7 protein-coding genes and 1 pseudogene are annotated in these 15,017 nt (G+C 71.6%); 5 read left to right on the top strand and 3 right to left on the bottom strand.

Annotated features, from left to right (window positions below):
• Positions 1-72: 72 nt before the first annotated feature.
• Positions 73-1,662 carry a tannase/feruloyl esterase family alpha/beta hydrolase gene (locus WME97_RS08130; RefSeq protein ID WP_437550884.1) on the bottom strand — a complete coding sequence of 530 codons (1,590 nt, stop codon included), beginning with the start codon at positions 1,660-1,662 and terminating at the stop codon, positions 73-75.
• A 160-nt stretch (positions 1,663-1,822) separates the two neighbouring features.
• Between WME97_RS08130 and WME97_RS08135 the strand changes: the two are divergent.
• A pseudogene (locus tag WME97_RS08135) lies at positions 1,823-2,362 on the top strand (transposase); the annotation flags it as partial.
• Positions 2,275-3,024 (top strand): transposase, encoded by a 750-nt coding sequence (locus WME97_RS08140; RefSeq protein WP_437550885.1) that lies wholly within the window; start codon positions 2,275-2,277, stop codon positions 3,022-3,024. The pseudogene WME97_RS08135 and the gene WME97_RS08140, both read left to right, overlap by 88 nt.
• 3 nt (positions 3,025-3,027) lie before the next feature.
• Here WME97_RS08140 and WME97_RS08145 read toward each other — a convergent pair whose 3' ends face one another.
• Both WME97_RS08145 and WME97_RS08150 read right to left on the bottom strand, forming a co-directional pair.
• Positions 3,028-3,384: a hypothetical protein gene (locus WME97_RS08145; RefSeq protein WP_437550887.1), complete on the bottom strand. Its 357-nt coding sequence runs from the start codon at positions 3,382-3,384 to the stop codon at positions 3,028-3,030.
• A complete protein-coding gene (locus WME97_RS08150; protein ID WP_272100912.1) occupies positions 3,374-3,550 on the bottom strand; it encodes a hypothetical protein in 177 nt (58 codons plus the stop codon). The genes WME97_RS08145 and WME97_RS08150 overlap by 11 nt, the downstream gene beginning before the upstream one ends.
• Before the next feature lie 18 nt (positions 3,551-3,568).
• Between WME97_RS08150 and WME97_RS08155 the strand changes: the two genes are divergently transcribed.
• From WME97_RS08155 to WME97_RS08165, 3 genes are all read left to right on the top strand, one after another.
• The gene (locus WME97_RS08155) at positions 3,569-3,763 is read left to right on the top strand and encodes a hypothetical protein (protein WP_437550888.1); all 195 of its coding nucleotides are present in this window, start codon (positions 3,569-3,571) and stop codon (positions 3,761-3,763) included.
• 560 nt (positions 3,764-4,323) lie between these two features.
• Complete coding sequence (locus WME97_RS08160) at positions 4,324-9,561, top strand: amino acid adenylation domain-containing protein (RefSeq protein ID WP_437550890.1); 5,238 nt, start codon at positions 4,324-4,326, stop codon at positions 9,559-9,561.
• Positions 9,548-15,004, top strand: a complete 5,457-nt coding sequence (locus tag WME97_RS08165; protein ID WP_437550892.1) for an SDR family NAD(P)-dependent oxidoreductase — start codon at positions 9,548-9,550, stop codon at positions 15,002-15,004. Before WME97_RS08160 ends, WME97_RS08165 begins: the two co-directional genes overlap by 14 nt.
• Positions 15,005-15,017 lie beyond the last annotated feature (13 nt).

Here is a 15,017-nt window from a genome sequence, read left to right on the forward strand (position 1 = left end):
CGAGCGCAAAGCGGGCGTGCCTGGCTCCGTGCACGGCGTCGCGGAGGCCATGCTCGCCCAAGAGCCGCGCTCTCAGGGCATCGTGCAGGTATAGCTCGCAGCGTCGCTCGCGTCGCCGCTGCCGTTGTACCGCGGATACTCCGGGTATTTGCAGAGCGGCCGCTCGAATTGCACCGCGCCCGTCGTGTCGACCTTCGAGCTGACGAGGTTCTGGGTCGACGGCGGCCTCCCTTCCTCGACCCAGGTCTCGAGGGCGCTCAGCAGATCGACCGTATCCGCGCCGACGCCGCCGAAGCAGTGCTGCACGCCCGGCTGGAGGAAGAACTCCATGTTCTCGTCCCGCGCGGCCTCGCCGCCCACGGCGTCGGCGACGCCATTCCAGTACTCGATCGACCCCTTGTAGCTGATCGCCCAGTCGTACGTCCCGTGCACGAGGATGACCTTCCCCTCGCGGGCGAAGAACTCCGTCAGGTCGAAGGGCGCGTCGACGACCTCGGCCGCCTCCTGGATCTCGGGGAGGTGAGCTTCCGGCTCGAACTGCAGCGTGTCGTAGGCCGGGTCCTTCATGATCCAGTTCCGGATGAACGACTCGGCGAAGAACATGTGCAGTGGCACTGGGAAGTCCGCCGTGTTGCCGATGAGCCAGGCCGGGAAGCCTTCGTCCTCGCCGCCGGGGCCCCAGCCGGGATAGATCGAGGTGCCGTCCTGCAGCGTGAACTCTCCATAGATCGCCTGCGCGGTCTCGAGCTGCCCCTGCGTCAAGCAGGTGTCCGCATCGCCGGCCGTGCAGAGCAAGCTCGCCGGATCGAAGGCGCACGCCTCGACGTGGCTGACCACCCCGTCGTCGACCCCGTCGAGCGCGTCGCACTCCGCGAGCACGGCGCTGGACATCGTGGCCGCCTTGGCCGTGGTGATTTGCCCCCCCGGTGTGCCCAGCTGGTCCTTCATGATGTTGTTGAAGGCCAGGGTGAGCTCGGTGAAGCTGTAGGCAGGCGCCCGCGCCACGACGCCGTCGAAATCCTCGGGCCACCGGGTCGCCTGGATCAGCGCCTCGCGCCCGCCGTTCGAGCAGCCCTCGAAGTACTTTCGCGCGGGCTGCTCGCCATAGCGCTCCTGTACCGTCGCGAGGACGGCGCCGAGGACCTTGTGGATCTGCAGGTAACCGAAATCCTGCTGCACCTCCGGGTTATTGAGGAACACCCCGCCCGTCGGATCGTCGTGCCCGCCGTTGGAGGCCACCATCACGTACTCCCCCGAGGCGTCCCGGGGCGGGCGAAAGAAGATGGGCGAGATGGCTCCGTCCCAGCCGCCTCCGCCGACATACAGGAGCTTCTTGTTCCATTCGGTTGGCAACTCCACCTCGAACCGGAGGCTCGTGCCGATGAGGCCAGCCACCTTGCAGTGCTCGCCGACCCCGTTGGCTGCCGCGACCAGCGTGGCGCTGCTGAGCGTGGCGTCGCCGAGGGTGACGCCGGAGAGCGCGTCGCAAGCCTCCTGGGGAGTCTTCGCCGGTGGCTCGGTGCCGGGCGGAGGTTGCCCGTCACCTTCGTCACCCCCGCAGGCGAGGAGCGACATCGCGAGGGCGCCGAGGAGCGCGTGGTACCCAGCGCGATGCCTGCCCTTCTTCGTGGCTGCCAGCGCAGCGCGGTGAACAGTCCTCATGGATCCTCCTGGGTGGCTCCGAGGGTGCTGAGCCAGGTGGGCGAAGGGATGGCATCTCTTGCCCACGCGAGCAAGCTGGCCCATGCCGAGATCACGGCGTCTCCACCTGGACCACCTGCGCGCGAGTCTCCGGGAGAACCCTCTGACCTACGGCGGGGTCATGCGTGAAGAATGCGTCAAGAACCGAGCCGAGCGAGCGACGCTTGACGCGCACGCCTTGGGTCGCAGTAGTACTGCGTACCCTGAATCAGGGGCCTATCGGCCCCTGCGCTCCCGATGGTCGCTACCCCTGGCTTCTTCGCACAGCGTCGCGCCAACGGCCCGGGACGAACTCGGGGGACGATGTAGTCATGCTAGCGACCGTCTCCCAGGACAGCAGCGTGCCCGCGAAGAGCCGTGTTTGCTCCAGACGCGGAGGCTGCTGACCCGCATCTTCGTCGAGAGCGTGGAGCGGTTCTACGAAGAGCGCGCCGCGCGCCGAGGCGCGTGCGGCGCGGTCAAGAGCGGCGCGGTGACCGTCGTGCAACGCACGTCCGGCGACATGCGGCTCAATCCGCATCTGCACGTGGTCTTCCTCGACGGGGCTTATCACGAAGACGGCACCGAGCTCGTGTGGAACGAACTCGGTCACCTGCGAACGGGCGAGGTCGGTCAAGTCCTAGAGCACGCCGTCGGGCGGATGCTCCGTTACCTCCGGCGGCACGGGCATCTCGAGATCGAGCACGACGTCGAGGAGGACGACGAGCCCGAGGCCGCGCTCTGTGCTTCCGCCGTCTCGGGACGAGAGCCGCGCCACACGTCGTCGCCCCGCAATGGCGCCGCGGGCTCTCGTCGTATTGTCCGAGCGCGCTCGCGTACGACAAGCCGCTGTGCGCTGCGCTCGATGGCTTCACCTTGCACGCAGCGACGCGCGCCGGTGCGCACCATGCCGCGGCGAGGGAGGCGCTGCTGCGTTACGTGCTGCGACCCCCGATCGCAAACGAGCGCGTCGAGCCGCAGCAGGACGGCCTGGTGCGGCTGTCGCTCAAGCGCGCCTTCGCTGACGGGACTGTCGCGGTGGATATGGATCCGCTCTCGCTCCTGTGCCGCCTCGCGGCCAGCGTCCCGCCGCCGCGCTTTCACACCGTCAAGTACGCTGGCGTGCTCGCCTCGGCAAGTCGCCCACGTTGGCGCGCAATCGCATCGGACCGCGCCCTGCGAAGCCAGAAGAGCCTACCACTACTGTGTCAGCGCGGCGCGGACACGAACCAATGCGCGCTGCGGCGTAACGGCGGGCGGTGGCACGCAGGGCAACGAGGCAGCCACGCGATCAAGGCGCGAGCGATCGCGCGGAGAACGGTCGCGAGCGAGTCGGCGAAGTGACGCTCAGGCCGCGAAGCGGAGCGGGTGGGCGTGACCTTCGGCGTCTGCCGAGGGAAAAAAAGACCGATCACGCTCGGCCACGATGAAGGCGTAACAGCACAGGACGACGGAAACATGGTGGTGCCAGCCTCGGAATCGCCGCCCTTCGAAGTGATCGATCCCCAGCTCGCCCTTCATCTCTTCGTAGGCCTGCTCAGTTCGGTAGCGCTCCTTGTACTGGCGTACGATCTGCTTCTTGGACATCTTGGTCCCCAGCGTCGTGACCGCGAACTTCGAGGGATCGCTTTCGCCGAACGGCCACTCGATGAGCAGCCACAGCGGTTCGTGCTCCTCGACCGGGATGCCATCGTCAATCGTCATTGGCGAGCCGAACGCGGCGCAAGGCGAACCGCGACGCGAGCTTCTTGCCCGTACCTTCGCGCCATGTGATCCGACGAAACGCCTTTTTGCCAAGCTTGCGCGCGAGCTCGTCGGCTGTCATGGGCGTCTTGTTCCAGCGCCCGCCAGGACCGAGGGCGACGACCATCGTCGTCACAGCCGGGTCGTGCTGATCACGACCGCGGTGCTGCTCGCGGTCGGGGCCGCGGGCTTCCTGGCGCTCGAGTGGTGTCGGTCGATGGACAGCCTGTCGTGGCCGGTCAAAGTGCTGGCGAGCCTCTCCCAGTCGGCGATGACGCGGACGGAGGGCTTCAACGAGGAGCGCGTGGGTATCTCGACAGCCCCTCTCGGCGACCTCTGAAGATCGGCGATGTTCGATTCATGAAACCCGTACGATCGGCAATCGGGACATCGTCGATCACCACCTGATTACGAGTGCTCCCGACGCCTCGTTCGCGGCGGGCTCCGTCGCGGTGTGCGAGCCCGGCGCGGTCGTCGCGGGCCACGCGGGCGCGGAACAGGACTGCCGGCCGGGAGCGATCGCCTCATGACGCAGCGCCGCGACCACATGCCCCTCCACGCCGAAAAAAGCCGTACGTCCCGCTTGACCTTCATTCCGCGGTTGTGTGTAATCGGCTGCGCTGCGAATAGCCTTGAATTGTGGACCGTCACCCTGCCACGGCGTCGATGGACTCGCCCATCGAAGCGTGAGTACCAGCGTGATGCAGCATGGTATCCGTGCCGACCGCGCCCCTGAAACGTCGGGGGCGCGCCCGTGTCACCGGCTGCCGCCCTGGAGCTCACTCCGGTGCTCCTGGGACGGTTCTGAACGAGATGCGTGACGCCCTCGCGTCGCTGCTCGGGCTCGCACACGGCGGCTGATGTTCTGCCCCTGAAGAGACTCCTACCACCACACACGACATGAGCTATCACGACTTCAGCTCCGAGGACGCCAGCATTCACCGCTCGTTCGAGCTCCAGGCCGGGCGCACGCCCGGCGTCGTGGCCGCATCCTTCGGCCCTGACCGGCTCACCTATCAGGAGCTGAATCGCCGCGCGAACCAGCTCGCGCATCACCTGAGGAGCCTGGGCGTCGGCCGCGACGTCCTCGTCGCGCTCTGCGCCGAACGCTCCCTGGAGGCGCTCGTCGGGCTGCTCGCGGTGCTCAAGGCCGGCGGCGCCTATGTCCCCGTCGACCCCTCGTACCCGCGGGAGAGGGTCGCCTTCATGCTCGAGGACGCCAAGGCGCCCGTCCTGCTCACCCAGGCGCGGCTGCTCCCGTCGCTGCCGCGCCACGCGGCGCGCGTGGTCCTCCTCGACGGCGATCGCGGCGTGACCGCGGGCTTCAGCGACGAGGACCCGCCGGACACCACGGGTCCCGACGACCTCGCCTACGTCATCTACACGTCGGGCTCGACGGGCAGGCCCAAGGGCGCCCAGCTCGTCCACCGGGGCCTCACCAACCTCGCCCGCGCGCTGGCCGAGCGATTCGACGTGGCGCCGGGCTGCCGCGTGCTCCAGTTCGCGTCCCTCAGCTTCGATGCGTCGGTCTGGGAGATCGCGATGACGCTCGCCCGGGGAGGCACCCTGGTGATGGGGACGAAGTTCGAGATGATCCCCGGGCGCGCGCTCCTCGATCGGATGCGCGCGGAGGAGGTGGCGATCGCGACCTTCCCCCCCTCCGCGCTCGCCGCCTTCCCCGAAGGCGCCGAGCGCTCGCTGCCCGCGCTCCGGACCCTCATCGTCGCCGGCGAATCCTGCCCGGCCGACCTCGCCGCGCGCTGGGCAGAGGGGCGCACGTTCATCAACGCCTACGGTCCCACCGAGTCCACCGTATGCGCCACGATGGCCGACGGGCTCGACCCGGATCGGGACCCCGGCGAGCCGCTCTCCATCGGCCGACCGATCAGGAACACGCGCTGCTTCGTGCTCGACGCCGCCATGCGTCCGGTCCCGGACGGCGAGTCCGGCGAGCTCTACCTCGGCGGGCCCGGCCTGGCCCGGGGTTACCTGGGTCAGCCCGAGCTCACGGCGGCCCGGTTCGTCCCCGATCCGTTCAGCGCCCTCCCGGAGGCCCGGCTCTACCGGACGGGCGACGTGGTGCGCCGCCTGCCCGGCGGCGATCTCGCCTTCCTCGGGCGCGTCGACCAGCAGGTGAAGATCCGCGGCCACCGCGTCGAGCTCGGCGAGGTCGAGGCCGCGCTTGGGCGCCACCCCGCCGTCCGCGCGGCGGTGGCCGTCGCCAGCGAGGGCCGCCTCGTCGCCTACGTCGTCGCGCGCCCGGACGCGCCGGACGCGCCCCCGGCCGCCCCCCGGGCCGTCGTGCCCGCGCTGCGCAGCTTCCTCCGCGAGAGCCTCCCCGAGGTCATGATCCCGTCGACGTTCGTGCTGCTCGACGCGCTGCCGCTCGGCCCCAGCGGGAAGGTGGACCGCGCGGCCCTGCCGCCGCCGGACGCCGCCCGGCCCGATCGCGGCGACGGCGAGCCCCTCGCGCCGCGCAACCAGATCGAGGCGGCGATCGCCGCGGCGTGGGCCGATGCGCTCGGGATCGAGCGCATCGGCGTCCACGACGACGTCTTCGACCTCGGGGCGCACTCGCTGCTCGCCGCGCGGGTGCTGTCCCGCCTGCGCCGCGCGCTCGGCGTCGATCTCTCCCTGCAGAGCCTGTGCGACGCCCCCACGGTCGCCGCGCTGGCCGACCTCGTGGCGTCGCTCCCCCGGCCGAAGCAGCGCCCGGCCGCCGCGGCCATCCCGCCTGCGCCGCGGGACCGGCCCATCCCCCTCTCGCACGGGCAGCGGCAGATCTGGCTCCATGCCGCGCTCCACCCGGGCGCGCTGTTCTACAACGAGCCGTTCTCCCTGCGCCTCCGCGGGCCCCTCGACGTCCCGGCCCTGGGGCGCGCGCTCGACGAGCTCCTCAGGCGCCACGAGATGCTCCGGAGCGTCGTCGCCGTCGTCCGCGGCGAGCCCGTGCAGCAGATCCAGCCCCCGGCGCCGCTCGACCTGCCCGTCGTCGACCTGACGGCGCTGCCGGCGCTGTCGGCCGAAACGCGGTGGGAGCGCGCCGTCGCGCTCGCCACCGACGAGGCCCGGCGCCCGTTCGATCTCGCCCGCGGCCCGCTGCTCCGGGCCACGCTGGTCCGGCTCGACGAGGCCGAACACGTGCTGTTCGTCGTGGTGCACCACATCCTGATGGATGGAGTCTCCATCTTCGATGTGCTCCCGAGGGAGCTCCACGCGCTCTACCAGGCGTTCGCCGCGGGCAGGCCGTCGCCGCTGCCCGAGCGCGCGATCCACTACGCCGATTACGCGGTCTGGCAGCGGGAACAGCAGCTGAGCGGCGCCCACCAGCCGCAGCTCGACTACTGGAGACGGCAGCTCGCCGACCTCCCCACCCTGGAGCTGCCGACCGACAGGCCACGTCCGGCCGCCCCGAACCTCGCGGGGGCGCGCCACTGCGTCGCCCTGTCCAGGGAGCTCACCCTCCGGCTGAAGGCGCTGGCCCGGGAGCAGGGCGTCACGCTCTTCGTGGTCCTGCTCTCGGCCTTCAAGGCGATGCTCTGCCGGTACGCGCGGCAGGACGAGATCGTCGTGGGCACGTCCGCGTCGTGCCGCCATCCGCCGGAGACCGAGGACCTCCTCGGCTTCTTCCTGAACACGCTCGTGCTGCGCACCGACCTGCGCGGAGACCCCACGTTCCGGCAGCTGCTCGGGCGCGTGCGGGCGGTGAGCCAGGCCGCGCTCTCGCACCAGGACGTGCCGTTCGCCAGCGTCGTGCAGGCGCTCCAGTCGAAGCGGGTCCCCGGCCAGAACCCGCTGTTCCAGGTCGCCTTCATCCTGGAGCCGCCCGTGCCGGCGATCGATCCGGGCTGGACCCTGGGTCAGCTCGACGTGGACACGGGCGCGTCCAAGTTCGATCTCACGCTGGAGCTCGACGAGCGCGAGGACGGCATCATCGGGCGCATCGAGTACAGCGCCGCGCTGTTCGACGCGCGCACCATCGAGCGGATGGCGGGCCACTACGAGACCCTGCTCGAGGGCGCGTCGCGCGACGTCGACCTGCCCCTCTCGGCGCTCCCGCTCCTCACGCCCGAGGAGCGGAGCGCGCTCCGCGCGTGGGGCACCGCCCCGGCCGGCCCCGGGTCGGACGTGTGCATTCACCGCCTCTTCGAGGCCCAGGTCGAGCGTTCTCCCGAGGCCGTCGCGGTCGTCTTCGACGACGGCGCGGGGAACGTCACGTCGCTCACCTACCGCGAGCTGAACCGGCGGGCCAACCAGCTCGCGCACACCCTGCTCGGCCTCCGCGTCCGCGAGGCGCCGGGGTCCGGGGCCGCGCCCTGCCCCGACGAGGGGGCCCTCGCGCCCGAAGCCCTCGCGCCCGAAGCCCTCGCGCCCGAAGACCGCGTGGCCGTGTGCATGTACCGGTCGATCGAGATGCTCGTCGCGCTCCTCGGCGTGCTGAAGGCGGGCCTCGCCTTCGTGCCCCTGGATCCGACCTACCCCACCGATCGCCTCGCGTTCATGATGGAGCAGGCTCGCGCCCGCGTGATGCTGACCCAGGCCCGCGTCGGCGAGGCGCTGCCGGGGTGCCGCGCGCGCGTCCTCTGCCTGGACGCGGACCGCGAGGAGATCGGCCGGGCGCGCGACGACAACCCGTCGGCGCCGGCGACGCCGGACCAGCTCGCCTACGTCATGTACACGTCGGGCTCCACCGGCCGGCCCAAGGGCGTGGCCGTGCCCCACCGGGGCGTGGCCCGGCTCGTCAAGGGCACGACCTACGCGAGCTTCGCGCCGGACGAGGTCTTCCTGCAGCTCGCGTCGATCTCGTTCGACACATCGCAGTTCGAGATCTGGGGCGCGCTCCTCAACGGAGGACGGCTGGTCGTCATGCCCCCCGTGCCCGCGTCGCTCGACGACCTGGATCGCGTTATCCGCCAGCACGGGGTGACCACGGTGTGGCTCACCGCCGGCGTCTTCCACCTCCTCGTGGACGAGCGGATCACGGCGCTGCGCGGCCTGCGCCAGATCGTCGCCGGGGGGGATGTCCTGTCCCCGCAGCACGTCAATCGGGTCCTCGCCGAGCTCCCGGGGTGCCGGATGATCAGCGGCTACGGACCCACGGAGGCCGCGACGTTCGCCTGCTGCGCCACGGTGGAACGCCCGGTCGGCCACGCGGTGCCCATCGGGCGCCCGATCTCCGGGACGAGGGTGCACGTGCTCGACCAGGAGCTCAACGAGGTCCCGGCCGGCGTCCCCGGGGAGCTGTGCATCGGCGGAGAGGGCCTCGCGCGCGGCTACCTCGATCTGCCGGAGCTGACCGCGGAGCGGTTCATCCCCGATCCCATCGGCGGCGGGCCGGAAGGGCGGCTGTACCGTACCGGCGATCGCGTCCGCCTGATGCCAGATGGGCAGCTCGAGTTCCTCGGCCGCATGGATCAGCAGGTCAAGGTCCGCGGTTACCAGATCGAGCTCGGCGAGATCGAGGTGGTCCTCGGGGAGCACCCGGGCGTGCGCGAGGCGGTCGTGGTGGCGCAGCCGGCGCGCTCGGGCGACCGGCGCCTCGTGGCGTACGTCGTCCCTCACGGCAGCAGGGCCGCGGCGCCGCCCAGGCAAGCCGGGGCCCGCGCGCGCCCATTCACGGCGGATCCGACGGGCGGGCTCGAGCGCACGATCCGCGATCACGCGCAGCGGCGGCTGCCCGATTACATGCACCCTTCGGCCATCGTGCTGCTCGACGCGCTGCCCCTCGCGGGCAACGGCGAGGTGGACCGCCGCGCCCTGCCGGCCCCCGGCGAGCTCCGCCCCGAGAGCGCGCCGATGGTGGCGCCGCGGAGCTCGCTCGAGGAGCGGCTCATCGCGATATGGCAGGACGTCCTCGGCATCGAGCGCGTGAGCGTGCACGATAACTTCTTCGATCTGGGCGGCCACTCGTTGCTCCTGGTACGCCTCCACGAGCGCGTCCGGGAGTCGTTCGGGAGCGATCTCTCCCTCGTCGACATCTTCGCGCGCCCGACGGTCACCGACCTCGCCGCGTTCCTCGCGAGCAGCAGCGGCCGTGGGAGCGAGCTCTCGGCGGCCGACGCGCGGGCGCTGAAGCAGCGAGAGATCCTGAAACGAAAGAAGCAAGCAGCCAAGAGCAGACAGAATGGATCCGCTTGATCAACCCGTCCCCGAGGACCAGATCGCGATCATCGGGATGGCGGGCCGCTTCCCGGGCGCGAGGAGCGTCGACGCCTTCTGGCAGAACCTGCGCGATGGAGTCGAGTCGATCGTCGCGCTCTCGGATCAGGACCTCGCCGCGGCGGGCGTGCCCCCGGAGGTGGCCTCGGACCCGAGCTACGTCCGCGCGCGGGCCGTGCTCGAAGACGTGGAGTGGTTCGACGCCGCCTTCTTCGGGATGACCCCGAGAGAGGCCGAGATCCTGGACCCCCAGCACCGCTTCTTCCTGGAGTGCGTCTGGGAGGCGCTGGAGCACGCCGGCTACAACCCCGAGGCGTTCAAAGGCACCATCGGCGTCTACGCGGGCGCGAGCGGCCACGACACGTATTTCCTGAGCAACCTTTACCCGAATCACGAGCTCAGGAAGGCGATGGACTACCAGATGTACATCGCCAACGACAAGGACTTCCTGGCCACGCGGACGTCCTACAAGCTGAACCTCCGGGGGCCGAGCGTCGCGGTGCAGAGCGCCTGTTCGACCTCGCTCGTCGCCGTCCACATGGCCTGTCAGGCGCTGCTCACGTACCAGTGCGACATCGCGCTGGCCGGCGGCGTGGCGATCAACGTCCCCACGCGGTCGGGTTACCTCTACCGGCACGGCATGATCCTCTCGCCCGACGGGCGCTGCCGCACATTCGACGCCGAGGCGCAGGGGACGGTCGCCGGGAACGGCGCGGGCGTTGTCGTGCTGCGCAGGCTCGAGGACGCCCTCGACAGCGGCGATCACATCGAGGCGGTGATCCGGGGCTCGGCCGTCAACAACGACGGATCGGCCAAGATCGGGTTCACCGCGCCGGGCGTGGAGGGGCAGGTGCAGGCCATCGCGCAGGCGCTGGCGATGGCGAACACGGATCCGGAGACGATCTCGTACGTGGAGGCCCACGGCACGGGCACGCGCCTCGGGGATCCCATCGAGGTCGCGGCCCTGACCAGGGCGTTCCACGCCCGCTCCCGCAGCCAGCGCAAGGGCTGGTGCGCGCTCGGCTCGGCCAAGCCGAACGTCGGACACCTCGACGTCGCGTCCGGCATCACCGGCCTGCTCAAGGTCGTCCAGGCGCTCCGCCACCGGCAGCTCCCGCCCACCTTGCACTTCAACACGCCGAACCCCGAGATCGACTTCGCGAACAGCCCCTTCTACGTCAACGCGGCGCTCGCGGACTGGGATCCCGGCGACGGGCCCCGCCGCGCCGGCGTGAGCTCGTTCGGCATCGGCGGCACCAACGCCCACGCCATCCTCGAGGAGGCGCCCCACGCGGCGGCGGCGCCCGGCGGGCGGTCCTGGCAGCTCCTCCTGCTCTCCGCCCGCACGAGGACCGCGCTCGACACGATCACCGAGAACCTCGTCGGGTATCTCAAGGCGCACCCGGACGTCAGCCTGCCCGACGTCACGTTCACGCTCCAGGTCGGCCGCAAGACGTTCCCGCACCGGCGCATGCTCGTCTGCAACGACGCGGAGGAGGCGGTGAGCCTCCTGTCGACGCTCGGGGAGCGGCGGGTCCTCGCGCACGTCGAGGAGGCCGTCGACCGCCCGGTCGTCTTCATGTTCCCGGGGCAGGGCACGCAGTACACCGGCATGGCGCGCGAGCTGTACGAGCTGGAGCCCACGTTCTGCGCCGGCGTCGATCTCTGCGCGGCCATGCTCCAGCCGGAGCTCGGGCTCGATCTCCGCGAGGTGATCTACCCGCCCCCGGGCCGGGAGGCGGCGGCGGCGGAGATGCTCAAGCAGACGCGCTTCGCCCAGCCCGCGCTTTTCGTGATCGAGTACGCGCTGGCCACGCTCTGGATGGAGTGGGGCATCCGGCCCGCGGCGATGATCGGCCACAGCCTCGGCGAGTACGTCGCGGCCTGCCTCGCGGGCGTCTTCTCGCTGGAGGACGCGCTCCGGATCGTCGCCCGGCGGGGCAAGCTGATGCAGGAGATGCCGCCGGGCGCGATGCTCGCGGTCCCGCTGCCCGAGGCCGAGGTGCAGCAGCTGCTCGACGAGGGCGGCGGCGCGCTCTCGCTCGCGGCCGTCAACGGGCCGTCCGCCTGCGTCGTGGCCGGGCCCGAGGACGCGATCGAGGCGCTCTCCGACCGGCTCTTCGCCGAGCGCGAGCTGGAGTGCACCCGACTCCAGACCTCGCACGCGTTCCACTCCCGGATGATGGAGCCGATGCTCGCCGCGTTCACCGCGATCGTGGCCCGCGCGCGCCCGAGCGCCCCGAAGATCCCGATCGCGTCGAACGTCACCGGCACCTGGCTGTCCGCGGCCGACGCGCAGGACCCCGCGTACTGGGCGAGGCACGTGCGCGAGCCGGTGCGCTTCATGGCGGGGCTCGGCGAGGTGCTCGCCGATCCGACCCGCGCCCTGCTCGAGGTCGGCCCGGGCCGGGTGCTCGCGACTCTGGCCAAACATCACCCCGCGCGGGGCGCCCGCCGGGTGATGCTCTCGTCGATCCGGCACGTCCACCACCGCCAGTCCGACATCGGGTTCCTGCTGGAGACGCTGGGCCAGCTCTGGCTCTCCGGCGTCCGCCTCGACTGGTCGGGCTTCTACACCCACGAGCCCCGCCGGCGCGTGTCCCTGCCGACCTACCCGTTCGAGCGGAAGCGGTACTGGATCGACCCGCCCGCGCCCGCCGCCACGACCGCCGCGCGCCGGCCGGCGCGCAGCGCGCCGGAGCCGGCCGGCCTGATCCACCTCCAGGCCTGGAAGCGCTCGGTGCTGTCGGGGTCGATGAAGGCGTCGGCCCGGCCGCCGAGGGCCCAGTGCTGCGTCGTCTTCGCCGACAGCTACGGGCTGGGCGCCCGGATGGAGATGCGGCTCCGCCGGGACGGCTACAAGGTCATCACCGTGCGGCCGGGCGAGGGCTTCGCCGAGACGGGCGAGGGCGAGTTCACCGTCGCCCCCGCAAGCCGCGAGGACCACGCGTCCCTCTTCCGCGCGCTCCGCGCCGCGGGCGTCTCCCCCTCGCGCATCATGTTCCTGTGGGGCGTGACGAAGCCCGCGCGCGCGCCGCTCGACGCCGCCCGCCTCGCGGACGCCCAGCGGCTCGGGTTCGCCAGCCTCGTCGCGCTGGCCCAGGGCATCAGCGACGCGGGGCTCCGCGACGACGTGCGGCTCGGGGTCGTGACGAGCCACATGCAGAAGGTGACCGACCCGGCGGTGCTCTGCCCCGAGAAGGCCACGCTGCTCGGCCCGTGCGAGGCCATCCCCAGGGCGTACCCGAACATCTCGTGCATCAGCGTCGACATCGACCTGCCGGAGCCGCGGACGCTCCAGGAGGCGAGGCTCATCGACCAGCTCCTCGCCGAGGTCACGCTGGAGCAGACCGAGCCCGTCATCGCCTACCGGAGCGGGGAGCGCTGGGTCCGGATCTTCGAGCCCGCGCGCATGGACCGCGCCGAGGGCCTGCCGCCGCGCCTGCGGGAGGGCGGCGTCTACCTGATCGCCGGCGGGCTCGGGGTCGTCGGCTCCGCCATGGCGGAGCACCTCGCGAAGGTCGCGCGCGCGAAGCTCGTGCTCACGGGCCGGACGGCGCTCCCGCCCCGGGAGGCCTGGGGCGACCTCGCCGGCGCGGGCGCCTCCGACGCGTTACGCCGCAAGATCGGCGCGGTGCTCGAGATGGAGCGGCTGGGCGCCGAGGTGCTCCTCGTGACGGCCGACGTCTCGCGGCTCGACGACATGCAGCGCGCGGTGGCCGAGGCGCTCCAGCGCTTCGGGCGGATCGACGGCGTGATCCACGCGGCGGGCGCCCGCCGCGCCGTGCCCCTCCAGCGCATGACGCGCGAGGAGGGCGAGGCGCTCCTCGCGCCGAAGGTCGACGGCGCGCTCGTCCTCGACGAGGCGCTCCGGGGGCTCCGGCCCGATTTCGTCGCGCTGTGCGCCGCGCGGACCACGGGCTCCCGCGGGCCGGGCCTCGCGGGCCAGTGCGCCGCGACCGCCTTCCTCGGCGCCTTCGCGCAGCGGCGGGCGGCCGGGGACGGCCCGCTCACGATCGCGATCGAGTGGGACCCGTGGCAGCGGCAGGACGCCTCGCGCGGCAAGGAGCTCGAACCTGCGGCCGAGTCGGGCGAGGGCGGCGCGGCCTCGGCGGAGGAGGGTCTCTCGCGCGACGAGGCGCTCGACGCCTGGATGCGCATCCTCACGAGCCCCACGCCCCACGTCCTCGTCCTGAAGCGGGAAGCGCAGGCGAGGCAGCGCGCCTCGGCCAGCTCGAGCGCGCCGAGCTCGAGCGCGCCGGCGTCGCGGGAAGCCGACTCCGAGGGCATCCCGAGGTCGGTCCACCCGCGGCCCGACCTCGGCACGGCCTACGTGGCGCCGCGCGATCCGCTGGAGCGCGCCGTCGCCGAGACCTGGGAGAAGCTGTTCGGCATCGAGCGGATCGGCGTGCACGACGACTTCTTCGCGCTCGGCGGCGACTCGCTGCTCGCCGTCCAGCTCATCTCCCGGCTGCGCAACGTCGTGAACATGGATCTCCCCGGCCACAGCCTGCTCAACGCGCCGACCGTCGCGGCCCTGGCCGAGCTCATCGCGCAGTCCGACTCGCCCTCATCCACCTCGATGTCGCGGCGCTCTCCCGCGCGCCTCTTGCCCCCCTCGCTCGTGCGGATCAAGCCCGGCACCGGGCGGCCCCTCTTCCTGATGCACCCGGTCGGAGGGCACGTTTACTTCTACCACGATCTCGCCACCTGCCTGGACCCGGCGCAGCCCGTGTACGGGCTGCAGGCGCAGGGCATCGAGGGCAAGGCGCCGCCGCTCACCCGCGTCGAGGAGATGGCCGCGCGTTACCTCGAGGCGGTGCGGCGGCACATCCAGCCGGAGGGCCCGTACGTGCTCGGCGGCTCGTCCTTCGGCGGGGTCGTCGCCTTCGAGATGGCGCACCAGCTCATCTCCGGGGGCGAGCGCGTCGCGCTGCTCATGATGATCGACACGCCCGCGCCCACGGCGGTGTTCCCCGAGGATCTCGACACCCCCGAGCGCCTCGCCTACCTGATCAGCGGCGATCCGGGCCTCCCCGTCCCCGCGGAGGAGATCCGGCACCTCTCCCCGGACGAGCAGCTGCTCCACGTGCTCCGGCGCAAGAAGGGTGTCTCCCGGATGCTCCCGACGCTGGCGCTCCAGGAGCTCGCCACGTTTCGCAAGATCGTCACCGCCAACCTGCAGGCGATGCTGCGCTACGCCCCCCGCCCCTACCCGGGTGACGTGCTCTACTTCCAGGCGAGCGAGCGCGACGCGATGACCGTGAGCAACCCGGCTCAAGGATGGCGCGATTTGATCCAGGGCCAGCTCACTGTCCACGAGGTCCCTGGCAATCACATCACCATGAATTTGCCGCCGAACGTGCAGATCATGGCCGATCATCTGCGCGCCGCGCTCGAGGCCGCTGGACATCAGGGCTGATGTTGACGGCCGG

It is taken from the genome of Sorangium sp. So ce367, assembly GCF_051520455.1.
In the GTDB taxonomy this organism is placed as follows: domain Bacteria; phylum Myxococcota_A; class Polyangia; order Polyangiales; family Polyangiaceae; genus Sorangium; species Sorangium cellulosum_B.

Bases quoted from the DNA above. Each gene is read 5' to 3' on its own strand.
- WME97_RS08160 (WP_437550890.1), top strand. From the start codon at position 4,324: ATGAGCTATCACGACTTCAGCTCCGAGGACGCCAGCATTCACCGCTCG.
- WME97_RS08165 (WP_437550892.1), top strand. From the start codon at position 9,548: ATGGATCCGCTTGATCAACCCGTCCCCGAGGACCAGATCGCGATCATC.
- WME97_RS08130 (WP_437550884.1), bottom strand. From the start codon at position 1,662: ATGAGGACTGTTCACCGCGCTGCGCTGGCAGCCACGAAGAAGGGCAGG.
- WME97_RS08150 (WP_272100912.1), bottom strand. From the start codon at position 3,550: ATGGTCGTCGCCCTCGGTCCTGGCGGGCGCTGGAACAAGACGCCCATG.
- WME97_RS08145 (WP_437550887.1), bottom strand. From the start codon at position 3,384: ATGACGATTGACGATGGCATCCCGGTCGAGGAGCACGAACCGCTGTGG.